The sequence below is a fragment of the Burkholderia sp. AU28863 genome, assembly GCF_002223195.1.
Classification (GTDB): domain Bacteria; phylum Pseudomonadota; class Gammaproteobacteria; order Burkholderiales; family Burkholderiaceae; genus Burkholderia; species Burkholderia sola.
This window is the reverse complement of the sequence record NZ_NKFE01000004.1, coordinates 85,859-112,400: the sequence shown is the minus strand read 5'-3', so window position 1 is coordinate 112,400 and position 26,542 is coordinate 85,859. Positions and strand designations below refer to the sequence as shown.

Here is a 26,542-nt window from a genome sequence, read left to right as displayed (position 1 = left end):
CCGATTCCCGGTCGATGCAAGAAGGGCGCTGCCGATGCAGCGCCCTTCGTATGTCGTGCAGCCGCTTGCGCGGCGCCCCGTATCGATGCCGGCGGCCGTGCGGCCGGCATGCTCAGTCGGCCGCGGCCGGCACGAGCACCTCGCGGCTGCCGTTGATGCCCATCGCCGACACGAGGCCCGCGGCTTCCATCTGCTCGACGAGCCGCGCCGCGCGGTTGTAGCCGATGCGCAACTGCCGCTGCACCGACGAGATCGACGCGCGCCGCGTGCGCACGACGAACGCGACGGCTTCGTCGTACAGCGGATCGGCTTCCGCATCCGGCGCATCGCCGAACAGGTCCTGCGTCGCGCCGTCGGCGGCCGGCCCGTCGAGAATCCCTTCCTCGTACTGCGGCTCGCCGAACTGCTTCAGGTACTCGACGATCCGGTGCACTTCCTCGTCGGCGACGAACGCGCCGTGCACGCGCTGCGGATAACCGGTGCCCGGCGGCAGGAACAGCATGTCGCCCATCCCGAGCAGCGACTCGGCGCCCATCTGGTCGAGGATCGTGCGCGAGTCGATCTTCGACGACACCTGGAATGCGACGCGCGTCGGGATGTTCGCCTTGATGAGGCCCGTGATCACGTCGACGGACGGCCGCTGCGTCGCGAGGATCAGGTGGATGCCGGCCGCGCGCGCCTTCTGCGCGAGGCGGGCGATCAGCTCCTCGATCTTCTTGCCGGCGACCATCATCAGGTCGGCCAGCTCGTCGATCACGACGACGATCAGCGGCAGCGTCGACAGCGGCTCCGGATCCTCGGGCGTCAGCGAGAACGGGTTGCCGATCTTCTTTTCCTTCGCCTCGGCGTCGCGGATCTTCTGGTTGAAGCCCGCGAGGTTGCGCACGCCGACGGCCGACATCAGCCGGTAGCGTTTCTCCATTTCGCCGACGCACCAGTTCAGCGCGTTCGCCGCGAGCTTCATGTCGGTGACGACCGGCGCGAGCAGGTGCGGGATGCCTTCGTAGACCGACAGCTCCAGCATCTTCGGGTCGATCATGATGAGCCGCACGTCTTCCGGCGTCGCCTTGTACAGCAACGACAGGATCATCGCGTTGATCGCGACCGACTTGCCCGAACCCGTCGTGCCGGCCACGAGCATGTGCGGCGCCTTCGCGAGATCGGTGACGACCGGGTGGCCGGTGATGTCCTTGCCCATCGCGATCGTCAGTTGCGACGGCGAATGCTGGTACTGCCGCGACTCGAGGATCTCCGACAGGCGGATCATCTGGCGCTTCGCGTTCGGCAGTTCGAGGCCCATGCAGGTCTTGCCGGGGATCGTCTCGACGACGCGGATCGACGTGAGGCCGAGCCCGCGCGACAGGTCCTTCATCAGCCCGACGATCTGGCTGCCGCGCACGCCGAGCGCGGGTTCGATCTCGAAGCGCGTGATCACGGGGCCGGCCGATGCGCCGACCACCGTCACCGGCACCTTGAATTCCTGCAGCCGTTGTTCGATCACCTGCGCGGTTTGCGCGAGGTGCTCCTCGGTGATCGTTTCGACGTCGTCGGACGCGGGCTCGAGCAGGTCGAGCGTCGGCAGTTCGACGTTGAACGACGCGGGCGCGTGGAATTCGAACGCGTTCGGGCGCGGCGGGCGCGGCGGGCGGGCGGCGGGAGCGGCCGGGGCCGGTTCGGGCGCCTCGATTGCGTCGGTGGCCGGTGCGCCGATGGGCGGGATCGCGAGGGGAGGCGGCGCGGAAATGATGGTTGCCGGGCTGGCCGGGACGTCCGCGCCGGGAACGGTTGCCGCGGGCGGTGTGGCGGTCGGTGTTGCGGTCAGGTCATGTGACACGGACCAGCTCGCCGACGAGGCGGCAGGCGCGGGCTGTGTCGCGGGCGTCTGGGTTGCGACCGCGGCCGGGACGGCCGTGATCGACGGCGCCTGTGTTGCGGCGGCCGCACCGATGGACGTCAGCGATCCGGCTGCAGCGGCAGGCGCGCCTGCGATCGGGTAAGCCTGCGTCGCGGCGGCCGTGGTCGTCGGCGCGATCGTACCGAAGGACGGTGACGCCGCGGCCGACGAGGCTGGCGACGCGGGCAGGCCGATGGCCGGTAGCGGCGCGACCGCGCCCGATGAGCCGGATGGAGCGAAGGTCGTCGTACCGGTCGACGTGGTCGCCGTGTCGGTTGGCAGCGTCGATGCCCGTGCGAAAGACGGCGCAGCGATGGGCGCGGGCGTGAAAGTCGCGAGTGTCGAGGTGGCAGGCGCCGGCGTTGCGGGCGCCTGCGCAGTCGAACCGAGCGTCGAACCCGACGCGCCGGTCGTCGACGGCGTCACGGCGGGCGTATCGGTCGATCCGGGCGTCGAAGCGCGGGACAGCGAATCGTAGGTAACGCCCATGACATCGGCAGGCGACGCCGACGCGGCGGAAGTAACGGGCGGTGCCGCGGCCGGTTGCGACGGCGAAGCGGACGCCGTGCCGGTCGCGCCGACCGGCGAAACGGCGGCGACGGGCGCGATGCCCGATGCGGAGGCAGTCGAATCAGGCGCCGTGCCGACCTGCGGCGATGCGGCGACAGCCGCAGCCGTCGATGCTGCGGCAAATGGCTGGACCGCCGGCGCTTTCGGCAATTCCGCCGCGACGGTTGTCTGTGTCGCGGCAGGCTGCGTCGTCGGCGCAGTCCAATATGTAGCGGACGTCGCGTGCTGAGCGACGGCCGACAACGGTGCCGCGGGTTCCGTCTCGACCGGCTTGGCAGCTTCCGGTGCGGGCTGCGACAGGTCCGGCGCGGACGTTGCCGCAATCGACGCGGATTCCGAAAGTGCGCGCGCCGACGTTCCCGCCATCGACGAGGAGGGGAGGGCAGCAAACGGAACGATGCTGTCGGCCGGCTTCACGTCGGCATGCGAATCGGCAACCCCTTGACGCAAGTAGGCCGGTGCAGCGCGATCGTTTGCAGGCGCCGGTTGTGCGTCGTCCTTGTCGTCGATATCGACGGACCCGGTCGGCTTGCCGATGCCGAGATCGCGAGCGGCTGCATCGCGTGCCGACGCGAAGGCTGAATGAGCGGGCTCCGATTTCGCGTCGTGCGCCAGCGACTCGGCGATCGGGCTTGCGGTCGACACGTCGAGCGCGGAAACCGACGGGCTGACGACGTCTTCCCAAGGCGCGAGGTCGATGGGTGCGTCGATCGACGGCGCGGCGGACGCTTCGTCGACGTGACGGATCTCGTCGTCGGCACGATGCGGGATCGCGGCATCGTCGATGCCGGGATTCGTGCGCGCGTTCGGTTCAGTTCGATCGATTGCAGGGGCGGGCAAATCGCCGACCGAAGCCTGCGCGATGCCGGATTCCGCCGGCATGAAGGCGTCGAGCACGATCGGTGCGTCGTCGTACGCAGGCGAGGCAGCGGATTCGGCCGGAACATTGACGTCCTGGGCTGCGACGCCATGCGCTGTGGAGACGAACGCGCTCGACGCGGCCGCCGATGCCGGCGCGGCGACGCTGGCTGCTGCCGCGGCTACGCCGGCCACGGCAGCGGCTGCGGTCGCCGCGTGCGTCGCATCGGTCGACTCCGCGCCACCCAGCGTCGCCCACTGCGCGGTGCTGGCTTCGATCGAGCGCAGCGTGTCGTGAACGCTCGGCGCCGGTGTAATCGGCGTGGCGGGCTTCTCGTTCCACGCATAGAGCGGCGCGCGCGCCGGCGCGGGCGGCGCCGGGCGGCGTCGGGCCGCGTCCGGCGACAGGCCGGCTGCCGTCGTGCCCGCGACCGGGCGCACCGGCGGGCGCTGCGGCTGCGTAGCGGCCGGTCGTGGCGTGACCGTGGCGCGCGGCGCCGTTTGCGTCAGCGCGGCGGTGGCCGGCCGCGCGGCGGTCGGACGCGGCCGGACGGGTTCGAATCCGGCCGGAAGCGGAGCCGGCGCGGGGCGCGGCACTTGCGCGTTCGCCGCGGCGCGCGCGAGGCTGGCGGTGCTGCCGGTGGTCGGCGGCGGCATCGCACCGGCCGGGATCGGCGCGGGCGGCGCAGGCGTGCGCTGCGGCGCGGTCGGCTTCAGCCAGCCCGACGGCGCGACGGGCTCCGCAAGGGGGCGCGGCGGCGTCTTGCTGCGCGGCTTCGGTCGGGCGTGCGGATCGGGCTTCCATACGGTCGGGCGCGAATACCGGCCGTTCTGGCGCGGCGCCATCGAATTGACGGTATGTGCGGTGGTCGGCTGTACGACATCGTCGTCGCGATGCAGCGCGCTGCGCGGCAGGTCGGCGATTCCGCGTGCGTCGTCGTCGCCGCCGTCGCGCGACAGCTTGACGCCGAACGACGTGTCGACCCACGCGGCGAACTGCCGCCAGCCGATGCCGGTCAGCCAGGGCAAGCCGGCGAGGAACAGCACGACCATCACGACCGGCGTGCCGATCGGGCCGAGCACGTGGGCGAAGCCGGCCGAGCACGCATGGCCGAGCGCGTTCGTGTCGGGGCCTGACAGCGGGCTCGTCAGCGTGCAGCTGGCGACGAATACCGCGGCGAAGCCGAGCCACAGGCGGATCGAGCCGCGGCCGGCGAGCCCGCCGCCGCCGGGCAGCATCGCCTGCACGAGACGCCAGAAGAGAAGGAGGAACCAGACGGCGGAGATGCCGAACCAGCCGAAGACAACCGTGTGCATGCTTTGAAACAGGAGTGGGGCGGAGCGCGCGGGGCGCGACCCGCCGAGTTTAACCGGCCGGCGAACAAGACTCTGACGCGGCGTGATTCCGATTCACGCCGCGCGACGCACGTGGATGGCACATGCGCGTGGCGCGCCACGCGAAGACGGTCGGTCGGCCTTCGCGCGCGCCCTGCATCAGGGACTCCGGTGCGTGAACGTCAGTGTTGCGCCGGCCTGGGTCACGATCTGCAATTGCTGGGGCGCGCGCATCTGCACGCCGGTCTTCTCGATGTGGGCGAGCGCGTCGAGGTACGCGGATTCGAGTTGGCCGCCGAGCGTGTTCGGGCAGGCCATCCGCGTGCCGGCGAGCGGGCCGAAGCTCAGCAGGCCGTTCTTGACCGCGTAGGTGCCCATGTAGCGGTTGCAGCCCGAGAACCCGCTTGCGCGCCGGATGCCCGAGTCGGTCGACAGCGCGAGCTTGATCGGCTCGCCGTTGTCGCCGTGCGGGATCGCGCGTTGCGTGCCGTCGGCGTTCACCCAGCTGGTGAGTTCCCAGCTCGTGTCGTCGAGCAGCTGGACGGCGGCCGGGTTGTACGGGTCGGGTGCGGGGGCGGCGGAATCGGGATGGGTCGGCATCGCGCAGGCGGCGAGAAGCGTGGCAAGCGTCAACGCGCAGAGCGGCGCGCGCAACGGGCGAAGCAGGCCGGTGCGTGCGCGTGCGGCGGCAGACAGGTGGGACATGAGCCTCGTTCCTCTTCGGATTCTGATCAAGGCGTAAGAGTAACGCACCCGCCCCGCGGCAGGCGAGCCGACACTTCGCGTGCGAAAACGTTCGCGGGCCGCCCACGGACCTCGTGCGACTCGGCGCGGGTGCGGCCAAACCGCCCAAACCGGCCCGGATGCCCGTGTTAACATCGAAGCCGTTTTCGTCCTCCAACAGAACCAGCGGGAAATCACATGCAGATCGGTCAGCGGCTCGGTACGCCGCTTTCACCCTCGGCCACACGCGTCATGCTGCTCGGCGCGGGCGAGCTCGGCAAGGAAGTCATCATCGCGTTGCAGCGTCTCGGCGTCGAAGTCATTGCGGTCGATCGCTATCCGGACGCGCCGGGTCACCAGGTCGCGCATCGCGCGCACGTGATCGACATGACGGACCCGGCCGCGCTGCGGGCCATCGTCGAGGCCGAGCGCCCGCACCTGATCGTTCCCGAGATCGAGGCGATCGCCACCGACGCGCTCGCGGCGATCGAGGCGGCCGGTCTCGCCGAGGTGATCCCGACCGCGCGTGCGACGCAGCTCACGATGAATCGCGAAGGGATCCGCCGGCTCGCGGCCGAGGAACTCGGCCTGCCGACTTCCCCGTATGCGTTCGCGGATTCGTTCGACGCCTTCAGCGCGGCCGTCGCGAAGATCGGCATGCCGTGCGTCGTGAAGCCCGTGATGTCGTCGTCCGGCAAGGGGCAGTCGGTCGTGAAGACCGACGCCGACGTGAAAGCCGCGTGGGACTACGCGATGGCGGGCGGGCGCGTGAATCACGGCCGCGTGATCGTCGAGGGCTTCGTCGATTTCGACTACGAGATCACGCAACTGACCGTGCGCGCGATCGACCCCGCGACGCTCGACACGCGCACCTATTTCTGCGAGCCGGTCGGCCACGTGCAAGTGGCGGGCGACTACGTCGAATCGTGGCAGCCGCAGCCGATGAGCGCGACGGCGCTCGGGAAGTCGCGCGAGATCGCGCACAAGGTGACCGAGGCGCTCGGCGGGCGCGGGCTGTTCGGCGTCGAGCTGTTCGTGCGTGGCGACGACGTATGGTTCTCCGAGGTGAGCCCGCGGCCGCACGATACGGGCCTCGTCACGCTCGCGTCGCAGCGCCAGTCGGAGTTCGAGCTGCACGCGCGGGCGATTCTCGGGCTGCCGGTCGATCCGGCGCTCGGCACGCCGGCCGCGTCGGCGGTGATCTACGGCGGGCTCGACGAGCGCGGGATCGCGTTCGAAGGCGTGCGCGACGCGCTCGCGGTGCCGGGCGCGGACCTGCGTCTGTTCGGCAAGCCGGAAAGTTTTGCGAAGCGGCGCATGGGCGTTGCGCTCGCGACCGGCGCGACCGTCGACGAAGCCCGCGAACGCGCGAAGCGCGCGGCCGCGGCCGTGCGGCCCGTGTCGGCGCGCTGACGGAACGAGGAGACGACGATGGCATCGAGGTGGTTGCGTATCGGAAAGCTGGGCGCTGCGCTGGCGCTCGTCGCGGGGCTCGCGGGCTGCGGCCTCGCGGCCGCGCCGTGCCGGGTGGCGTCGGCCGGGCTCAAGATCGTGCCGCTCGTCGGTCATGTCGCCGCGGCGCCGACCGATGCGTGCGCGGACGTGATCGATCCCTGATTCCGGCGGCCGGCGCGATTTCCGGCCAGCCTCATAAACATATAACCGCCCGCCCGCCGATGGCGCGCTTCCACCCGTCTCGTGAGAGGACCTGCATGATTCGCTTAACCCTCGCCGTGCTTGCTCTCGCCGGCAGCGCCGTTTCCGTCGCGCATGCCGCGCAACTGACCGTCGAAGAGATCGACGCGGACGCGCGTCAGCCAACCGTCTACCAGTGCGCGAACCACAAGGCCCCGGTGCGCGTGTCGTACTGGCTCGCGGGCAACGGCCAGAGCTTCGCGCTCGTGCCGGTCGACGGCAAGCAGATGCTGTTCGTCGACACCGTGTCGGGGTCGGGCGCGCGCTACCAGGCCGGCCGCTATACGTGGTGGACGAAGGGCAAGGAAGCGACGCTGCGCGACGAGATCGCCGACCCGAAGTCGCCGCCGCTGCTGGGCGACTGCGTGCAGGTCGAGAAGAAAAAGAAGAAGGGCTGAGCGGCGCGCGTGGAGCCTGTTCGCCCGGGTGACCGGTTGTGCCGGGCTGAAGGCCCGGTACGCGCGGCTGACGGCGGGCATGCCGATGCGAGATTGCGCGATCTTGCCCCTGATATTGTTCATCGGCCGATACGGCTACCCCGATCGGCCAGCCGCTCGCCCCCGCAGGCTCGGGCAGACCCGCCGCGCGAATCGCCGTCGCGGCCGTTCGCGGCGTTGTCACGGACAGATTCCCGCACGGTGCTACAATACGGCCCTTTCCGCCGGCATTCGCGCCGAACGGAGTTCGCACGGCCTGGCGTCCAGCGTTCGCATTGAACCGGTCCCAAGCGCCAGAGCGGCGCCGCGCGGCGCGCCGCGGCTCCGTCTATTTCCGAATTGTGATGAGCGCAGGCCCGGCCGGCCTGACGCACGATGTCCCCGCCGCGCCTTTTGAGCGAAACGCCACCATGTCCGATTCTGTCGCCAAGCCCGTCGACGCAACCTTCGATCAATTCGGCCTTGCCCCCGATATCCTGAAAGCCATTGTGGAGCAGGGCTATACGACGCCGACGCCGATCCAGGCGCAGGCCATTCCGGTCGTGCTCGCCGGCCGCGACGTCATGGGCGCCGCCCAAACGGGCACCGGCAAGACCGCGAGTTTCTCGCTGCCGATCATCCAGCGCCTGCTGCCGCAAGCGAACACGAGCGCGTCCCCGGCGCGCCACCCGGTGCGGGCGCTGATCCTCACGCCGACCCGCGAACTCGCCGACCAGGTTGCCGCGAACGTGCACGCGTATGCGAAGCACACGCCGCTGCGCAGCGCGGTGGTGTTCGGCGGCGTCGACATGAATCCGCAATCGGCCGAACTGCGCCGCGGCGTCGAGATCCTGATCGCGACGCCGGGCCGCCTGCTCGACCACGTGCAGCAGAAGACGGCGAACCTCGGCCAGGTGCAGATCCTCGTGCTCGACGAAGCCGACCGGATGCTCGACATGGGCTTCCTGCCCGATCTGCAGCGCATCCTGAACCTGCTGCCGAAGGAGCGTCAGACGCTGCTGTTCTCGGCCACGTTCTCGGGCGAAATCAAGAAGCTCGCATCGACCTACCTGCGCAACCCGCAGACGATCGAGGTCGCGCGCAGCAACTCGACGAACGCGAACGTCACGCAGATCGTCTACGACGTCGCCGAAGGCGACAAGCAGGCGGCCGTCGTGCAGTTGCTGCGCGATCGCGGCCTCAAGCAGGTGATCGTGTTCTGCAACAGCAAGATCGGCGCGAGCCGTCTCGCGCGCAATCTCGAACGCGACGGCGTGGTCGCGTCGGCGATTCACGGCGACAAGACGCAGATCGAGCGGATGCAGGCGCTCGACGCGTTCAAGCGCGGCGAGATCGAGGCGCTGGTCGCGACCGACGTGGCCGCGCGCGGCCTCGACATCGCCGAACTGCCGGCCGTGATCAACTTCGACCTGCCGTTCAGCGCGGAAGACTACGTGCACCGGATCGGCCGTACCGGCCGCGCGGGTGCGACGGGCGACGCGCTGTCGCTGTGCAGCCCGAACGAGCGCAAGCAGCTCGCCGATATCGAGAAGCTGATCAAGCGCCCGCTCGAAATGCAGACGCTAACGCTCGACAAGCCGGCGCGCCAGCGTCACGACGAACGCGGCGGCGAGCGCAACAGCGAACGCGGTGGCGAACGCGGTGGCGAACGCGGCGGTCGTCGCGATCGCGACGAGCATCGCGGTGCATCGGGACGCCGGTCGGGCAGCGCCGAGCGCGGCGGCCATCATCGCCGTCACGAAGCGCCGGTCGACGACTTCTTCCTGAAGCCGTACGAGCCGTCGGCGTCGGCGAAGCAGCCCGACGACGCGCAGCCCGCGCAGCAGCCGGAGAAGAAAGGGCCGAAGCGCCAGGTCGCCGCGCTGCTCGGCGGCTTCGGGATGCCGCGCAAGCCGTCGGCGTAACCCGGGCGGCGCGTCAGCGCTGCCGGACAAGCGGGCGCATGCGATGAGCATGTGCCCGTTTTTCATGGGGCGACGCGATCGGGGCGGGGCGTGCGCGCGGCGGCGAAAGCTTGCCGCGCGGGGCAGGATATTTCGATGCGGTGTCGCAGCGGACGCGGCGCCGAGGCTTCCGTCACGCCTTCATGCGATCGGATTCGCCGACGACGGATGCCGGGACCGGTGTCGTGCAGGCGGTTCAACCGGCGCGCGGCCCGAAGCGACGTGCCCACGCATCGGTCGCGGCCGCGTAGAACGCGTCGATCGTGTGGCCCGGTAGATCGCCATCGTCCGACAGACCGAGATGCGCGGCCGCGGCCCGCAGCGCCGGCAGCGGGTCGTTGCGTTCGAGCGCCGTCGCGCCCGTCTGCTTGCTGAGCTTTTCGCCGTTCGCATCGACGACGACGGGCACGTGCAGGTATTCGGGAGTCGGCACGCCGAGGCAGCGCTGCAGGTAGATCTGGCGCGCGGTCGAGTCGAGCAGGTCGGCGCCGCGCACGACGTGCGTGATGCCGGCGTCGGCATCGTCGACGACGACCGCCAGTTGATACGCCCATTGGCCGTCCGCGCGCTTGAGCACGAAATCGCCGACTTCGGTCGCGAGGTTCTGCGATTGCGTGTGCTGCCAGCGATCGTCGAACGCGACGAGCGCTGCATCGCCGTCGGGCACGCGCAGCCGCCATGCGCGCGCGGGCTTGCCGTGCAGGCCGGTGCGGCACGTGCCCGGATACGCGAGCGTCGTATGGCGTTCATGGGCGGCGCGCAGCGAATCGGCGATTTCCTTGCGCGTGCAGCCGCATGGATACACGAGCCCGGCCGCGACGAGCCGCTCGAGCGCGGCCGTGTAGGCCGCGTCGCGCGTACTCTGCCAGACGGGCGGCGCGTCGGGCGTCATCCCGAAATGCGCGAGCGTCGCGAGGATGTCGTCGGCCGCGCCGGGCACCGTGCGCGGGCTGTCGAGATCCTCGATGCGCACGAGCCACGTACCGCCATGCGCGCGTGCGTCGAGCCAGCTCGCGAGCGCGCCGACCAGCGAGCCGAAGTGCAGCGGGCCGGTGGGCGACGGCGCGAAACGGCCGCGATAGCCGTGATTCATCGGCGGGGCGCGGTGCGACGCGCCGTTACGCGGCGCTGGCTGCCTGTGCGCAGGCCGGGCACGACTGGCCGGCCACATAGCTCGGCGATCGTTGCGCTTCCGGCGTGACGACCGCGCGGCACGCGAAGCACGTGACGTTCTCGGTGGGCTGGAGTTGCGGATTCAGCGCGGTGCGGTAGTCGAACACGAAGCAGTCGCCGTGATAGTGCGCGCCGCCGACTTCCTCGAAGTATTTCAGGATCCCGCCTTCGAGCTGGTACACGTTGTCGATGCCGATTTCCTTCATGTGGATCGCCGCCTTCTCGCAGCGGATGCCGCCGGTGCAGAACGACACGACCGTCTTGCCTTCGAGGTCGGCGCGGTTCGCGTCGATCACTTCCGGGAATTCGCTGAACTTGTCGATCCGGTAGTCGAGCGCGTTGTCGAACGTGCCGACGTCGACTTCGAACGCATTGCGCGTGTCGAGCATCACGACGGGGCGGCCGGTATCGTCGTGGCCCTGATCGAGCCACGACTTCAGCGTACGTGCATCGACGAACGGCGCGCGGCCGAGTTCCGGCTTGATCGCAGGCTTCTTCATCGTGATGATCTCGCGCTTCAGGCGCACGAGCATGCGGCGGAACGGCTGCGAGTCGGACAGGCTTTCCTTGAACTGCAACGTCGCGAACTTGCCTTCGAACAGCGGATCGTGGCGGATGTACGCGATGAACGCGTCGGTGGCTTCGCGCGTGCCGGCGATGAACAGGTTGATGCCTTCCGGTGCGAGCAGGATCGTGCCGCGCAGGCCGAGTTCGTTGCAGCGGGCGGTGACGAGCGGACGCCATTGCTCGTTCGCGTCGAGCGACACGAAGTGGTAGGCGGCGAGGTTGACGATGGTCATGATGGTCCGACGGGAAAACGGTCGCACGGCGGCCCGCAAAAAAGGGTGCGAAGCCGGGGCGTTGATTCGAAAAACCGTATTATCCCGCAAACGGCGCGGGCATCGGTATCCGGCCGATCGGCCAGCCGCGCGACGTGTCGCCGCGTGCATCGGCCGAACGGCCAAAGCGGGCATTTTTTGGGCAGCCTGCGCGGCGAGGCGGCTACAATAGCGCCCATGTCAGATCCTCGCTTCGTCCATCTTCGCGTTCACTCCGAATTCTCGATCGCCGACGGCATCGTGCGCATTGACGACATCGTCAAGGCGGCGGCCGCGGACGGTCAGGGCGCGCTCGCGCTCACCGATCTCGGCAACGCATTCGGTCTCGTCCGTTTCTACCAGGAAGCCCGTGGCAAGGGCATCAAGCCGATCGCCGGCTGCGACGTCTGGATAGCCAATCCCGACGACCGCGACAAGCCGTCGCGGTTGCTGCTGCTGGTCAAGGACAAGGTCGGTTACCTGAATCTCTGCGAGCTGCTGTCGAAGGCGTGGCTCACGAACCAGTACCGCGGCCGCGCGGAACTCGACGCGAGCTGGCTCGACGGCGCGCTCGCGCAGGGGCTGCTCGCGCTGTCGGGCGCGCAACAGGGCGATATCGGGCTCGCGCTGGCCGCGGGCAACGAAGAAGCCGCGCGCCGCCACGCCGAGCGCTGGGCGCGGGTGTTTCCGGGCGGCTTCTACATCGAGCTGCAGCGTTACGGCCAGCCAGGCGCCGAGGCTTACATCCAGCAGGCCGCGGCGCTCGCCGCGTCGCTGAAGCTGCCGGTCGTCGCGACGCACCCGACGCAGTTCATGACCGACGACGATTTCACCGCGCACGAGGCGCGCGTGTGCATCTCGGAAGGCGACATCCTCGCGAACCCGCGGCGCCAGAAGCGTTTCACGACCGACCAGTATTTCCGCACGCAGGACGACATGGTCGCGCTGTTCGCCGACCTGCCGTCGGCGATCGCGAACACGGTCGAGATCGCGAAGCGCTGCAACCTGAAGCTCGAGCTCGGCAAGCCGAAACTGCCGCTGTTCCCGACGCCGGACGGCATGTCGCTCGACGACTACCTGGTCCAGCTGTCGAAGGAAGGGCTCGAGACGCGCCTCGCGCAGTTGTATCCGGTCGAAGCCGAGCGCGACGCGCAGCGCGACACGTACTACAAGCGCCTCGAATTCGAGTGCGGGACCATCACGAAGATGGGCTTCCCCGGCTACTTCCTGATCGTCGCGGACTTCATCAACTGGGCGAAGAACAACGGCGTGCCGGTCGGCCCGGGCCGCGGCTCGGGCGCCGGCTCGCTGGTCGCGTACGCGCTCGGCATTACCGACCTCGATCCGCTGCGCTACAACCTGCTGTTCGAGCGCTTCCTGAACCCGGAACGCGTGTCGATGCCCGACTTCGACATCGACTTCTGCCAGCACGGCCGCGATCGCGTGATCCAGTACGTGAAGGAGAAATACGGCGCGGACGCCGTGTCGCAGATCGCCACGTTCGGCACGATGGCCGCGAAGGCGGCCGTGCGCGACATCGGCCGCGTGCTCGACCTCGGCTACATGTTCACCGACGGCGTCGCGAAGCTGATTCCGTTCAAACCCGGCAAGCACGTGACGATTGCCGACGCGATGAAGGAAGAGCCGCAGCTGCAGGAGCGCTACGACCACGAGGACGAAGTCCACCAGCTGCTCGATCTCGCGCAGCGCGTCGAGGGCTTGACGCGTAACGTCGGGATGCACGCGGGCGGCGTGCTGATCGCGCCCGGCAAGCTGACCGATTTCTGCCCGCTGTACACGCAGGGCGACGACGGCGGCGTGGTCAGCCAGTACGACAAGGACGACGTCGAAGCCGTCGGCCTCGTGAAGTTCGACTTTCTGGGCCTCACGACGCTGACGATCCTCGACTGGGCCGAGCGCTACATCCGCCGCCTCGATCCGTCGAAGGCCGACTGGTCGCTCGCGCAGGTGCCGCTCGACGATCCGGCGTCGTTCCAGATCCTGAAGAAGGCCAACACGGTCGCGGTGTTCCAGCTGGAAAGCCGCGGGATGCAGGGCATGCTGAAGGATGCGCAGCCCGACCGCTTCGAGGACATCATCGCGCTCGTGTCGTTGTACCGTCCGGGCCCGATGGACCTGATCCCGAGCTTCTGCGCACGGAAGCACGGGCGCGAGAAGGTCGACTATCCGGATCCGCGCGTCGAACCCGTCCTGAAAGAGACCTACGGCATCATGGTCTATCAGGAGCAGGTGATGCAGATGGCGCAGATCATCGGCGGCTACTCGCTCGGCGGCGCGGACTTGCTGCGTCGCGCGATGGGCAAGAAGAAGCCCGAGGAGATGGCCAAGCATCGCGAGATCTTCGCCGAGGGTGCGGCGAAGAACGGCCTCACGCGCGAGAAGTCCGACGAGATCTTCGACTTGATGGAGAAGTTCGCGGGCTACGGCTTCAACAAGTCGCACGCGGCCGCGTATGCGCTGCTCGCGTATTACACCGCGTGGCTGAAGGCGCACCATCCGGCGGAATTCATGGCGGCCAACATGACGCTCGCGATGGACGACACCGACAAGGTGAAGATCCTGTTCGACGACTGCGTCGTGAACAACCTCGCCGTGCTGCCGCCGGACATCAACCAGTCGCATTACCGGTTCGAGCCGGTCGCGGAAGCCGACGGCAAGCGCTCGCGCACGATCCGCTACGGGCTCGGCGCGGTGAAGGGCAGCGGCCAGAACGCGATCGAGGAAATCCTGCGTGCGCGCGAGGAAAAGGCGTTCACCGACCTGTTCGACTTCTGCGAACGGATCGACCGGCGCGTCGTCAACCGCCGCACGATCGAGGCCCTGATCCGCGCCGGCGCGTTCGATTCGCTGAACCCGAACCGTGCGCAGTTGATCGCGTCGGTGCCGCTCGCGATGGAAGCGGCCGACCAGGCCGAAGCGAACGCGATGCAGGCCGGGCTGTTCGACATGGGCGCCGAGTCGCCGCATGCGCACGCGCTCGTCGACGAACCCGCGTGGGACGACAAGCGCCGCCTGCAGGAAGAAAAGGCCGCGCTCGGTTTCTATCTGTCCGGCCATCTGTTCGACGCGTATCGCGAAGAAGTGCGCCGCTTCGTGCGACAGAAGGTCGGCGACCTGAAGGAAGGACGCGACAAGCTCGTCGCCGGCATCATCGCGTCGCTGCGCACGCAGATGACCCAGCGCGGCAAGATGCTGATCGCGCTGCTCGACGACGGTTCCGGCCAGTGCGAGATCACGATCTTCAACGAGCAGTTCGAGGCGAACAAGGCGCTGTTCAAGGAAGACGAGCTGCTGATCGTACAGGGGCAGGCGCGCAACGATGCGTTCACCGGCGGCATTCGCTTCACCGCCGATACCGTGATGGATCTCGAACGTGCCCGCAGCCGCTATGCGCAGGCCGTGCGGCTGACGATGAACGGCAACGCCGACGCGCTCGCGCTGCGCCGCGTGCTCGAGCCGCACGTGTCGAAGGACGATCCGGCCGCGGCGAACGTGGTCGAAGCGCCCGCGCCGCGCGGCGGCGGCCGCGATGGCGGTCGGCGCCCGCAGGCGCCGCTGCCGAACGGGCTTGCCGTCCAGATCCACTACAGCAACGCGCGGGCGCAAGGCGAAATGCGTTTGGGCGACGCATGGCGCGTGAAGCCGAGCGACGTGCTGCTGGCGGATCTGCGCGCGGCGTTCGACGGCAGCGTCGTCGAAATCACGTACTGACCGCACCCCACTTCGGCGGCGGTCGCGCAGAGGCGGCCCGTCGCATCGCCATCGTGCGGTGCGACGGGCCGTTTTTACGTGCGAGGGTTGCCGGGGTCTTGGGCTGGTCATCCGGACGCTATACAATCCCGCGCTAACCGTCCGAACGCGGCGTTTGCCGCGGGTTCGCACGGCAAGCAGCGGCGGTAGCGCGCGCGTAACACGGGCGGATCCGTGCCGCGTGCGGCACGGTAGGCCCTCGGACCAGGATGCCGTGGAACGGCCCGTCGCGACGATAAAAACTGATTGTCCCCCCACATGACCATGGTCAATGGAAACCCGACACAGCGGATCCTCGTGATCCGGATTGATTTTCTGGGCGACATGTTGTGCACGACGGCGTTTCTCGGCGCGCTGAAGGCGCGTTGGCCGGGCGCGGAGCTGCATGTGGTCGCGAACCGCTACAACGCGGCCGCGCTGGCCGGAAACCCGGACGTGCACACGATCCACACCTACGTGTACAGCCGCCAGTGCGAGCGCAACGACCGCCCCGGCCGGATGCGCGCATTCTTCGACCGGCTGCGACTCGTGCGCCGTCTGCGCCGCTTGCGGTTCGACCTGGTGATCGTGCCGAACGGCGGCATGCATCGCAGCAGCATGCAGTTCGCGCGCCAGCTTCGCGCGAAGGATTGCCGCTGGCACGATGCGGAGACCGAATTCGACGATCGCAAGCCCGAGCATGTCGCGCGGCGTCCGATGTTCCATGAAGCGTTGTCGGGCTTCCGGCTCGTGCCCGAACTCGGTTGCGCCGATCTCGATCAGCTCGCGCTCTCGGTGCATCCCGATCGCTCGCTACAGGAAACGTGGCATCGGCTGCTCGGCGCGCGCACGAAGCCGCGCGTCGGGCTGTTCGTGTCGAACAAGGCGGTCGAGCGGCGCTGGCCCGCCGATCGCTGGCGCGACCTCGGCGAGCGCCTCGCACCGGTTGCCGACGTGATCGTGTTTCGCGATCCGGCCATCGGCCACGCTGCCGACGGCGACATGTGGCGCGACGTGAATGCACGGCATGTCGCGCCTTCCTCGGTCGCCGAGCTGGTGGCGGCCGCGAGCCTGCTCGACGCGATCGTCTCGGCCGACAGCGCGCCCGTGCATATTGCGTCGGCGCTCGGCGTACCGGTGGCCGCCCTGTTCGAGGACCGTCCCGAGAAATACCTGCGCTGGCATCCGCTCGGCGTGCCGCACGTGATCCTGCGTGCGGGCCCGACCGTCGACGCGATCGGTGTCGATGCGGTCGAGCGCGCGGTGCGCCACCTGCTGCCGCAGGCCGGCCGTCGCGACGAAGCCGCGGCCAGTACCGCGCTCGCGCAGCCGGCCGTCGCCACGTCGCCCGTGATCGCGCCGATCGCATCGTAGCGCGGTGCGCGTCGTGCGGCTGCGTACCGCGCGACGCTCCGCTGGCGGAGCCGCATCGCGGCAGCCTGCGCGGCCGGGTGCGCGACGCCGCGCCGGCTACTGCAAAATCCTGTACATTGCCAGCCTTGTTCAGCCAGCCAGACGATTACCGTGGCCCTGTTTTCTTCCACCCGTCCGCCCAGAACCATCCTCGTTGCCGCGCCGCGCCGTATCGGCGACGTGCTGCTGACGACACCGCTCGTACGGTCGCTGAAGGCGCGTTGGCCGGACGCGCACATCGACATGCTGGTGTTTCGCGGCACCGAGGGCGTGCTCGAGCACAATCCGGACGTGCGGCGCGTGATCGTGGTCGCGCAGCGCGCCGGGTTCGGCGAGCGGTTGCGCGACGCGTTGTCGATGTGGCGCCGCTACGATCTCGCATGCGCGGCGCTGAGTTCCGACCGGCCGCGTTTCTACAGCTGGTTCGCCGGTCGCAAGCGGGTCGGCCTCGTCGACCCGAACCGCGTCACGTGGCTCACGCGGATGATGCTGAACGGGATCGCGATCAATCACCATGAATCCGCGCATACGGTCGTCAGTACGCTCGCGCTTGCGCCGGTGATCGGCATCGAGCCGGTGTCCGAGGTCGTCGCGCCCGGCATCGGCGACGATCCGGCGCGGCGCGCGCGTTTCGACGCGTGGCTCGCCGAGTCGCCCGCGATCCGCGCCGGCAAGCCGCTGGTCGTGCTGCATCCGTATCCGATGTTCCGTTACAAGCAATGGCGGCTCGACGGCTGGGTCGACATGATCGGCTGGTTGCGCGAGCAGGGCTTCGCGGTCGCGCTGTCGGGCGGCCCGGCCGATCGCGAGCGCGAGTATGCGGAGCAGGTCGCGGCCGAGGCGGGCGGCGACGTGCTGAACCTGGTCGGCCGCCTGACGTTCGGCGAGAGCGCGGAGCTCGTGCGGCGCGCGCGACTCTTCATCGGGCCCGACACCGGCGCGACGCACGTCGCGGCCGCGACCGGCACCGACACGATTGCGCTGTTCGGGCCGTCCGACCCCGTGCGCTGGGGGCCGTGGCCGCAGCATTGGCCCGCGACCGAGAATCCGTGGTCGCTGCGCGGCTCGGGCCGGCACGGTAACGTGTGGCTGCTGCAAGGGGAAGGCGATTGCGTGCCGTGCCGGCACGAAGGCTGCGAGCGCCATGTCGACAGCCGCAGCGACTGCCTGGTCCATCTCGGCGCGCAGCGCGTGAAGGCCGCAGCGGCCGAGATGCTCGGGCTGAATCCGCCGGGCCCGGCTGACATCATCGTCGACACGTCGCGGCTGCACCGCGCCGGCTCCGACTGACACGCGGCAAACGCGCGTTTTTCTTCGTTCGTACGGGGCTTGTTTCGCGGGGAGTCACGCGGCTCGCCCGCAGCGATGGTGGATATCCGCTGCCGACGACCTGGGCCGGGCAGCGCAGCGGAACGTAGGGCGGTGTGCGTTACACGCTGCGCCGGATCGCCGACGTTTCGCGCGGCAGCGCTTCGCTGTGTTCACCGCAACCGAGCAGGATGCCGGCCAGCAGCACGATCAGGTGCCCTTCGGCGAAATCCAGCAGCAGCGAATTCGCGAGACTGCCGATCGCGAAGATCGCGAGCCACGCGAGCAGCAAGTGCCGCGAGCGCGGATCGAGCGCACGGCTGCCGCGCGCGATCTGCACGATCAGGTTGACGAACAGCAGCACGCCAAGCGTACCGAGCTGCACGGCCATCAGCAGGTATTCGTTGTGCGGGTTCGACGTGAGTTGCCCTTCGGCGGCCGTCTTGCCGGCGGTGAGCTTTTCGAATTCGGATTCGAGGCCGCCCGCACCGTAGCCGATCACGGGGCGCTGCCGATACAGCTCCAGCCCCTTCTTGTACCACTCGAGGCGCAGTCCGGTCGACGTGGCCGCATCGCTTTGCCGGTATTGCTGCACTTCCGTTACGACTTTCGTCAGCCGGCCGTTGTGAACCGTGCATGCAGCAATCACGAGCGCGACGCCTGCCAATACGAGCACGCCGGCGGCGAGCCCTGCGCGCAGCGCGGACTCCCGGCGCAGCAACAGCACGAAACGCACCGCGACGACGAGGATCAGCAGCAGCGCGATGACCTGTCCCGTGCGTCCCTGCAGCATCACGAACACGTTGACGAGCGACCACGCGGCGATGCCCGCATAGGCGGCGCGCGACAGCGCCGTGCGGGCGGCCAGCGCGAGATCGGCCGCCTGGTAGAACAGCAGCGCGCCGAACATGCCGGCCGCGATGTGGTTCTTGAACACCCACGCGCGCGACAGCGGCAACTGGGTCGCATACGCCGGGCCCATCGCGGTGAGCCCGAGATAGTTGGTCGTCGACAGCAGCAGGATCACGCACAGCGTGCCGAACCAGCAGCGCCGCACGATCGGCGCCCAGTTCGAATGACGGAACGCGAGCACGGCGAACGGCAGCAGCAGCAGCTTGTCGTATTTCGCCACCCAGTTCCACGCCTTGTGATGCGGCGCGACCGTATAGGTGACGCTCACGGCCAGCGCGGCCAGGATCAGCAGCGCCGCGAGCGAAGCCGGGTCGGCGACGAACGAGCGCAGGTCGCGCCAGAATTCGGGGGAGATCACGAGCGCGGCGGCGAACAGCCCGCAGAACACGTTGGTCAGCGCGGTCGAAACGGGCACCATGCAGAGCGCGGCGACGGCGAATGCGCGGGCGGCGGTCAGGCGCCGCGTGGCGGGAGCGGAAAACGAAAGCATCGGAACCTGTCGTATGGACGAATGCGGCTTGCGGGCATCTGCGCCGCGTCGCATGTCCCGGTGAGCGATCCGGGACGAACGGCGCAGTATACGCGAAGCAGGGCGGGTTTCCGTGCGGTTTTCGGGGGCGGATCAGCTGAACGCGCGCTTGATCCGCGAGCGCAGCAGGGCGCGCTTGAGGCGGCCTTCCACGGCCGGCGTATCGAGCGCGATCTGCGTGCCGACCGGCTCGCCGCGATGCAGGTAGTAGCGGTCGAACGTCGCCTGCGTCATGCCCCATTTGTTCAGGAACTGGCGGCGGCCGTCGTTCTTGACGATCTTCCCGGTGCTCTTCTGCTGGAAGTGGTACACGAGGCTGTCGCCGACGCCGACGAAGATCCGGCAGCCGGCGTCCCAGAGTTTCATCGAGAAGTCGTTGTCGCTGCTCATGCCCGGCGACAGCTCGCTGCTGTAGCCGCCGATGCGGTTCCACCAGTCGCGGTGCACGAGCGTCGGCGGCCAGGTCGAGCCGAGCCAGTCCGCGCGCGCCAGCTTCGGGGTCGCGGCGACGAGGCCCGCCGCGTCGAACTGCTCGGCGTCGCGGCCGAAATTGCTGACGACCACGCACGGGTTGCGCGTGTCGACCGGCTCGACCATCGTGCCCGACAGCATGAACAGGTCGGTGGGCATTTGCTCGATGCGGCGCACGAGCGCCGTGTCCCAGCCCGGGCAGCAGAACATGTCGTCGTTCATGTAGACGACGTAGTCGCGCGTGGCGCGCGCGGCGGCGAGGTTGACCGCATGGCAGATGCCGATGTTGGCCGGCGATGCCGTGTGTTCGATCCCTTCGTTGCGCACCCAGTCGAGCGTGCCGTCCGAGCCGTCGTTCACGTGCACGATGATCTGGTGGTCGTACGCGGAATGCCGGCGCAGGCTGTCGACGACGAGCTTGAGGTACGGCAGGTTGTTCCAGGTCGGAATGATGATGGAGAACATGGCGGTCGGATTCGGTGGTCGTCGTGACGGGCGGCGCGCAGTGCAGCCGCCCGGGCGGGCACGCGCGGTGCGCGCAACCCGGCATTGTAACGCCGGGCCGGTCGCGCACCGGGCGGGTGCCTAGCGGGCCGGCTCGTGACCGAGCTTCAGGAAGCGGTAGTACACGGTTTCCGCGTTGAACACCGCGATCATGAAGCCCGCGCGGCCGTCGAGGAACCCGCGCCGCAGCACGTAGGTGCGTACGAACGCCCATGCGCCGCGGCCGAGCGCCTTGCCGAAGCCGCCGCGCTGGCCGGCCGCGCGGCGCTGGCGCGCGCCGGCCGTCGAATACGCGTCGAGCTTGCGCACGACCGTTTCGAAATCCTCGTACGAATAGTGCATCAGCTTGCCGGTCAGGCGCTGCGCGGCGGTATCGAACACGAGGCGCTCGTGCACGAGATCGTCCGAGAATCGCGCGGTGCCGCGCCGGAACAGCCGCGGCACCCAGTCCGGATACCAGCCGCTGTGATGAATCCACTGGCCGCAGAAGCTCGACAGCCGGTCGAGCGCGTAGACCTGCGCGGCCGGCGCGCGGATCGCGTCGCGGATCGACTGCGCGAGTTCCGGCGTGACGACTTCGTCGGTATCGAGCGACAGGATCCAGTCGGTGCCGAGCGCGTCGAGCGCGCGGTTCTTCTGCGGGCCAAAGCCCGGCCAGTCGCGCTCGACGATCACGCGCGCGCCGTGCGCCTGCGCGATCGCGACGGTATCGTCGGTGCTGCCGCCGTCGACGACGACGACATCGTCGGCGAACGACAGCGCATCGAGACACTGCGCAAGCCGCGCGGATGCGTTGAGGGCGATGAGGGCGACGCCGAGGGAGGGTTCAGCCATGAAATCGTCGGAAAGGCGGAGAAAACGGTGAGCGGCAGTATACCTTCGGCCCGGTCGCGGCCCGCATCGGCGACGGGCGTGCCCGCGGGGGCGGTGCGGCTATAATGTTGAGCCCTTTCCGGCACCCGCCCGACAGGGCGCACACCCGGGCGGCCACGCGCCGGGCGCCGCGTCGCGGCTCAAGAAGGATTGCCTTGGAAACCCAGAACACACTTCGCAAACCGATGGACGGCACCGGCACCTCGCCGCTCACGGTCCTCAAGCGCCTGTGGCCGTACATCCGGCCGCTCGTCGGCATCGTGGTGCTCGCCGTGATGACGATGGGCGTCGTCGCGGCCACCGAAGCCGGCATTCCGGCGCTGCTCAAGCCGCTGCTCGACCACGGCTTCGGCTCGCACGGCAGCGACAGCGCGAAATGGTACGTGCCGATCGCGGTGATCGGCCTCGCGCTGGTGCGCGGCGTATCGCAGTACACCTCGAATTACCTGCTCAACTACGTATCGAACCGCATCCTGCTGCAGCTGCGGCTCGAGATGTTCCAGCGGATGCTCCACACGGGCGCGTCGTTCTTCCAGCGCGAAACCGCGAGCACGGTGATCAACGCGATCGTGTTCGAGGTCAACCAGATCCTGTCGGTGCTGACGGGCGTGATGGTCACGCTCGTGCGCGACTCGCTGACGGTGATCTTCCTGCTCGGCTACCTGTTCTACCTGAACTGGCGGCTCACGCTGATCGTCGCGGTGATCCTGCCGGGCATCGGCTGGCTCGTCAGCAAGATCAACCGCCGGCTGCGCCGGCTGAACCGCGAGCACCAGACGCTGACCAACGAGCTGTCGTACATCGTCGAGGAGACGGTCGGCGGCTACAAGGTCGTCAAGGTGCATAACGGCGAAGCGTACGAGATGGACCGCTTCACGACGATGAGCAAGCGCCTGCGCGGCTATGCGATGCGGATGACGATCTCGGGCGGCCTCGCGCAGCCGCTCACGCAGTTCCTCGCGTCGATCGCGCTCGCGGTCGTGATCACGATCGCGGTCGTGCAATCGTCGAACGACCAGACGACGGTCGGCGGCTTCGTCGCGTTCGTCACGTCGATGCTGCTGGTGATCTCGCCGCTCAAGCACCTGATCGACGTCAACCAGCCGCTGCAGCGCGGAATGACGGCCGCCGAGCTGATCTTCGGGCTGATCGACGAGCCGGCCGAGCCGCAGGGCGGCGGGCGGCTGCTGCCGCACGCGCGCGGCGAGATCGAGTTCCGCGCCGTGTCGTTCGATTACGGCGCGGCCGAACGGCCGACGCTCGACCGCATCTCGTTCAAGGTCGCGCCGGGTGAAATGATCGCGCTGGCCGGCCCGTCCGGCAGCGGCAAGACGACGCTCGTGAACCTGCTGCCGCGCTTCTTCGACCCGACGGGCGGCACGATCCTGGTCGACGGCGTACCGGTTGCCGACTATGACCTGCACGCGCTGCGCAGCCAGATGGCGATGGTCAGCCAGGACGTCGTGCTCTTCAACGACACGATCGCCGCGAACGTCGCCTACGGGCAGACGCCCGACCGGGCGCGCGTGCAGGCCGCGCTCGAGGCCGCGAACCTCGCCGATGCGGTCGCCGCGATGCCCGACGGGCTCGATACGCTGGTCGGCGGCAACGGGATGCGGTTGTCCGGCGGCCAGCGCCAGCGGCTCGCGATTGCGCGCGCGATCTACAAGGACGCGCCGATCCTGATCCTCGACGAAGCGACGTCGGCGCTCGATTCGGAGTCGGAGCGCCACGTGCAGGCCGCGCTCGAGCGGCTGATGGAAGGCCGGACGACGCTGGTGATCGCGCACCGGCTGTCGACGATCGAGCGCGCGGACCGCATCCTCGTGCTCGAGGCCGGCAAGATCGTCGAAGAGGGCAGCCACGACGAACTGCTGCGCCACGGCGGCCTCTACGCGCACCTGCACCGGATCCAGTACCAGCAGCAGGCGGCGTGACGCGCGGTCATGCGGCCGCGATGCCGTGTGCTACATCGGGCAGTCCCGGTCGTTTCTTGTTCGACGTGACACCACGGAGGGAAGGACAATGAAGAGGATGCACGGCATGATGCTGGCCGCACTGATCGCGGCCGGCTGCGCCGCCACCGCGGCGATGGCGCAGGATCACGGCAACCACGGCAATCGCGACGACCGCGGCGGCCACGGGATGCAGCACGGCCATGGCCCGAAACACGTGCCGCCCGGGCACGCGATGCATCGCGACGACGTGCCGCCGCGCTGGGCCGACGGGCCGCGCCGCGACTGGCACAAGGGGGACCGGCTGCCGGACGAGCTCCGCGATCGCCAGTATGTGGTCGACGACTGGCGCGGCTACCACCTGAGTGCGCCGCCGCGCGGCTATCACTGGGTCGGCGTCGGCGGCGACTACCTGCTCGTGCAGATCGGCTCGGGCATCGTGCTGCGGGTCGGTCCGTAACCCGGTCCGTAATCGTCACGCAGCGTTCCGATCGTTCATCCGGCTGCCGGGCGCGTGGCCCGGCGCCGCGTCACTTTGCCGCCGCGCGGCGGAACCAGCGCCGCTCGATTCTCGACATCACCCAGCACACGCCCAGCGCGCACACCGTGCCGAGCGTCACTTCGCCGAGCCGGATCAGCGGAACGTCCCACAGCGGGCCGTTGCCCGGGAACAGCAGCACGATCGTCGCGGTCACGCCGCCGAGCCGTGCCGCGCTGCCGATGTTCAGGCACCAGCAGCAGACGATCACGACCGCGACCGTGATCGCATACGCGACGAGGCGATCGCCGCCCAACGCCGCACCGGCGAAGCCCAGGACGCCGCCGACCATCGCGCCGATGAACTGGTCGCGCGACAGCGACATCGTGTCCGAGTAGTTGTGCTGCGTGACGGCGATTGCGGTGATCGCCGCCCATACCGCCTGCTCGCTATGCATCGCGCGGCCGATCGCATACGCGAGGCACGCGCCGCAGACGGCCTGCACCGCCATCAGCCCGCCTTGCGCGAGCCGTTCGCCGAATGACAGCCCCTTGAACAGATCGAAGATCGACTGCTGGATCTGCTGGCGGGCTTCGTTGAGTGTCCTGATCGTATCCATCGTGCGTCGGCCAAGAAGCGGGGAGCGGCGGCGCGCCGCCGTCAATGCGCCTGTTCGGGCGAGGCGGGCGCCGGTTCGTCGGCCGTCGCGTCGCCGTTCCCGACGCGCGTTTCGGGCATCACGAGCCAGACCAGCAGCACCGCGAGCGCGCCTGCCGCGGCGAGCCCGAAGAAACTGACCGCGTTGCCGAAGTGATCGGCGACGTAGCCGGCCACGGCCGTGCTGAGCGTCGCGCCGATCCCGGCCGCGAGCCCGAACAGCCCGATGCACAGGTTGTAGCGGCCCTTGCCGCCCGCGACGTCGGCCGCGATCAGCGGCAGCATCACGCCGAACACGGCCGCGCTGATGCCGTCGAGCATCTGGACCGGCACGAGCAGGTACGGGCTGCTGACGCCGGCGAACAGCAGCGCGCGCACCGGCAGCGCGGAGAAGCCGAGCAGCAGGATCGGGCGGCGCCCCCAGCGCTGCGCGGAACGGCCGACCCACGGCGACAGCATCGCGACGATCGCCTGCGGCACGATGATGCACGCGGCGATCACGAGCTGCACGTTCTCGCCCATCCCGGCCGTGACTTCGCCGGCCGCGAGGTTCAGCATCGCGGCGTTCGACAGGTGGAACAGCACGACGCAGGCCGCGAAGATCAGCATCCGGCGGTCGCGCAGCAGTTCGAGCAGCGTTTCGCGCTCGCCGGCTTCGTCGAGGTCGTCAGGTTTCGACGACTGCGGAATCACCTGGTGCGTCGGCTGGATCATCGCGAGCGCGAACAGCGCGGGCAGCGCCAGCACGGCGGTCAGCCAGAACACCGCGCGCGCGGAGAAGTATTCGCCGGTGAGCCCCATCAGGCCCGCCGCGACCGCGCTGCCGATCGACGCCCAGCGCGCGTTGCGGCCCAGCCGGTCGCCGAGGTCGGCGCGGCCGACGAGCGAGAACGAGATCGCGGCCATCGCCGGCACCAGCATGCAGCTCGCGAAACCGTGGAACACCTCGGCGGCGATCACCGGCACGATCGTCGGGCTCGACGCGAGCAGTACCGCGGACAGGATGATGGCCGCGATCGCCCACGCGGCCGCGCCTTTCTTGTTCTTCAGCGCATCGACGGCCGCGCCGCCCGGCACCTGGCTGACCATCGCGCTGATCGTGCCGATCGACAGCACCATGCCGATCTCGCCCTGCGTCCACTTGTGCGACGCGAGGTAGGACGCGATGAACGGACCGAACCCGGTTTGAACGTTTGCAACGAAAAAGTTGAGCCAGTCGAGGGCCCGGAGACTGCGAACGCTGACGGAATGCTTGATCGTCATCGGGTGGCACTCGCAGACGAAGCCGGCACCGCTGCCGCCGGGGCAACGGGCGGAAAGACCGCGACGATCGGCTTGTCGGCCGCATACGGCGGCGATGCCTTGATCTGCGCGTCGTTCAGGTCGAGCTGCGGGTGCAGCGCCTTGTCGCGCGTGACGAAGCGCAGCGCGCCCCAGCTCGCGGCGATCGAACGGCGATCGGTATTGACGAGCCCGCCGAGGTCGAGCACGACGGCCTGCGGCTGCGCGCCGCGGTCGATCAGCACATCGACGATGCGGCCGATCTTCGTGCCGTTCGGGCGCTCGACATCGCTGTCGAGCATCGGCAGCCGCGTCGTCGGCGACGCCGCGGCCGAGCCCGACAGCGGCACGGCCTTCGGCCGCGCGGCCGGCGGCAGATCGCCCGACGGCACGTCGAGCACGATCGGCTCCTGTTTGCCGCCCGGCGTGAAGCGGAACACGTTCCACGGGAAGACGACCTTGCGGTCGCCGATCCCCATGAAGCCCTGCAGGTTGACGATCATCTCGCGCGGCTTGCCGCTCGCATCGACCACCATGTCGACCGCGCGGCCGACCACCTTGCCGTTGCGGCGCGCGACTTCGCTGTCGAGCAGCGCATGGATCTGGGTGCGGTCGAGCGCGCGCGTCGCGACGAGCGGCGGGGGCGGAGGCGGCGGCGGGGTCGGCGATTCGGGGCGCTGCACGGGCTTAGGCCGTGCCACTTCGCGGTGCGGCTTCTTCGGCGCTTCCGGTTCCTCCGGTTGCGTCGGCGCGGGCACGGGCGGCATCGTCAGCGGCTCGCCGGCGGTTTCCTCGACGGGCTCGACGAGCGCCTCGCTGATCGGCGCGGGCGGATTCTGGACCGGCAGCAGCCCGCAGCCGGACAGCAGCGCGGCGACGGCGACGATCAGGAAGACCGTCGAGGACGGCAACGACTTGCGGGATGCGGGAAACGGGAGTCCGCCGCTCATTGACACTCACTCCAT

At 69.2% G+C, this 26,542-nt stretch carries 19 protein-coding genes; 9 read left to right on the top strand and 10 right to left on the bottom strand.

From position 1 onward, the window contains the following. Window positions 1-112: 112 nt before the first annotated feature. Complete coding sequence (locus CFB81_RS36525) at window positions 113-4,639, bottom strand: DNA translocase FtsK (protein ID WP_089435422.1); 4,527 nt, start codon at window positions 4,637-4,639, stop codon at window positions 113-115. A gap of 177 nt (window positions 4,640-4,816) precedes the next feature. Next, window positions 4,817-5,362, bottom strand: a complete 546-nt coding sequence (locus CFB81_RS11970; RefSeq protein WP_089435421.1) for an META domain-containing protein — start codon at window positions 5,360-5,362, stop codon at window positions 4,817-4,819. A 216-nt stretch (window positions 5,363-5,578) separates the two neighbouring features. On the opposite strand from CFB81_RS11970, the gene purT reads away from it, so the two are divergent. The 4 genes from purT (at window position 5,579) to CFB81_RS11945 (ending at window position 9,416) form a co-directional block, all read left to right on the top strand. Continuing rightward, window positions 5,579-6,793 (top strand): formate-dependent phosphoribosylglycinamide formyltransferase, encoded by a 1,215-nt coding sequence (purT, locus tag CFB81_RS11965; RefSeq protein WP_089435420.1) that lies wholly within the window; start codon window positions 5,579-5,581, stop codon window positions 6,791-6,793. An 18-nt stretch (window positions 6,794-6,811) separates the two neighbouring features. Further along, on the top strand, window positions 6,812-6,997 hold the full coding sequence (locus CFB81_RS11960) for a DUF6726 family protein (RefSeq protein ID WP_089435419.1): 186 nt from the start codon (window positions 6,812-6,814) through the stop codon (window positions 6,995-6,997). Between the two features lie 95 nt (window positions 6,998-7,092). Beyond that, window positions 7,093-7,473: an MliC family protein gene (locus tag CFB81_RS11955; RefSeq protein ID WP_069618109.1), complete on the top strand. Its 381-nt coding sequence runs from the start codon at window positions 7,093-7,095 to the stop codon at window positions 7,471-7,473. Window positions 7,474-7,856: 383 nt separating this feature from the next. Further along, the gene (locus CFB81_RS11945; protein WP_069618110.1) at window positions 7,857-9,416 is read left to right on the top strand and encodes a DEAD/DEAH box helicase; all 1,560 of its coding nucleotides are present in this window, start codon (window positions 7,857-7,859) and stop codon (window positions 9,414-9,416) included. 235 nt (window positions 9,417-9,651) lie between these two features. Here CFB81_RS11945 and gluQRS read toward each other — a convergent pair whose 3' ends face one another. Next, complete coding sequence (gluQRS, locus tag CFB81_RS11940; protein WP_089435418.1) at window positions 9,652-10,548, bottom strand: tRNA glutamyl-Q(34) synthetase GluQRS; 897 nt, start codon at window positions 10,546-10,548, stop codon at window positions 9,652-9,654. A gap of 25 nt (window positions 10,549-10,573) precedes the next feature. Beyond that, window positions 10,574-11,428, bottom strand: a complete 855-nt coding sequence (locus CFB81_RS11935; RefSeq protein ID WP_089435417.1) for a sulfurtransferase — start codon at window positions 11,426-11,428, stop codon at window positions 10,574-10,576. A 216-nt stretch (window positions 11,429-11,644) separates the two neighbouring features. Between CFB81_RS11935 and dnaE the strand changes: the two genes are divergently transcribed. The 3 genes from dnaE to CFB81_RS11920 all read left to right on the top strand — a co-directional run bounded on the left by dnaE (window position 11,645) and on the right by CFB81_RS11920 (window position 17,899). After that, window positions 11,645-15,178, top strand: a complete 3,534-nt coding sequence (dnaE, locus tag CFB81_RS11930) for a DNA polymerase III subunit alpha (RefSeq protein WP_069618113.1) — start codon at window positions 11,645-11,647, stop codon at window positions 15,176-15,178. A gap of 303 nt (window positions 15,179-15,481) precedes the next feature. Further along, window positions 15,482-16,570, top strand: coding sequence for a glycosyltransferase family 9 protein (locus CFB81_RS11925; RefSeq protein WP_089435416.1), 1,089 nt, complete (start codon window positions 15,482-15,484; stop codon window positions 16,568-16,570). Between the two features lie 150 nt (window positions 16,571-16,720). Next, window positions 16,721-17,899, top strand: coding sequence for a glycosyltransferase family 9 protein (locus CFB81_RS11920; RefSeq protein WP_069618114.1), 1,179 nt, complete (start codon window positions 16,721-16,723; stop codon window positions 17,897-17,899). Between the two features lie 139 nt (window positions 17,900-18,038). Here the strand turns inward: CFB81_RS11920 and CFB81_RS11915 are convergent, their stop codons facing one another. The 3 genes from CFB81_RS11915 to CFB81_RS11905 all read right to left on the bottom strand — a co-directional run bounded on the left by CFB81_RS11915 (window position 18,039) and on the right by CFB81_RS11905 (window position 21,167). Continuing rightward, window positions 18,039-19,319, bottom strand: a complete 1,281-nt coding sequence (locus CFB81_RS11915; protein ID WP_089435415.1) for an O-antigen ligase — start codon at window positions 19,317-19,319, stop codon at window positions 18,039-18,041. Window positions 19,320-19,451: 132 nt separating this feature from the next. Then, window positions 19,452-20,294 (bottom strand): glycosyltransferase family 2 protein, encoded by an 843-nt coding sequence (locus CFB81_RS11910; RefSeq protein ID WP_089435414.1) that lies wholly within the window; start codon window positions 20,292-20,294, stop codon window positions 19,452-19,454. A 120-nt stretch (window positions 20,295-20,414) separates the two neighbouring features. Beyond that, entirely contained in the window at window positions 20,415-21,167 is a 753-nt protein-coding gene (locus CFB81_RS11905; RefSeq protein WP_069618117.1) for a glycosyltransferase family 2 protein, read from the bottom strand. A 224-nt stretch (window positions 21,168-21,391) separates the two neighbouring features. On the opposite strand from CFB81_RS11905, the gene msbA reads away from it, so the two are divergent. Continuing rightward, window positions 21,392-23,143, top strand: coding sequence for a lipid A export permease/ATP-binding protein MsbA (msbA, locus tag CFB81_RS11900; protein WP_069618118.1), 1,752 nt, complete (start codon window positions 21,392-21,394; stop codon window positions 23,141-23,143). A gap of 88 nt (window positions 23,144-23,231) precedes the next feature. Then, entirely contained in the window at window positions 23,232-23,621 is a 390-nt protein-coding gene (locus CFB81_RS11895; RefSeq protein WP_089435412.1) for an RcnB family protein, read from the top strand. A 70-nt stretch (window positions 23,622-23,691) separates the two neighbouring features. Here the strand turns inward: CFB81_RS11895 and CFB81_RS11890 are convergent, their stop codons facing one another. The 3 genes from CFB81_RS11890 to CFB81_RS11880 are packed head-to-tail and all read right to left on the bottom strand — an operon-like array spanning window position 23,692 to window position 26,527. Then, entirely contained in the window at window positions 23,692-24,258 is a 567-nt protein-coding gene (locus CFB81_RS11890; RefSeq protein WP_069618120.1) for an aromatic acid exporter family protein, read from the bottom strand. A 41-nt stretch (window positions 24,259-24,299) separates the two neighbouring features. Further along, complete coding sequence (locus tag CFB81_RS11885) at window positions 24,300-25,559, bottom strand: MFS transporter (protein WP_069618121.1); 1,260 nt, start codon at window positions 25,557-25,559, stop codon at window positions 24,300-24,302. Beyond that, complete coding sequence (locus CFB81_RS11880) at window positions 25,556-26,527, bottom strand: PRC-barrel domain-containing protein (RefSeq protein WP_089435411.1); 972 nt, start codon at window positions 26,525-26,527, stop codon at window positions 25,556-25,558. Before CFB81_RS11880 ends, CFB81_RS11885 begins: the two co-directional genes overlap by 4 nt. Between the last annotated feature and the right edge of the window lie 15 nt (window positions 26,528-26,542).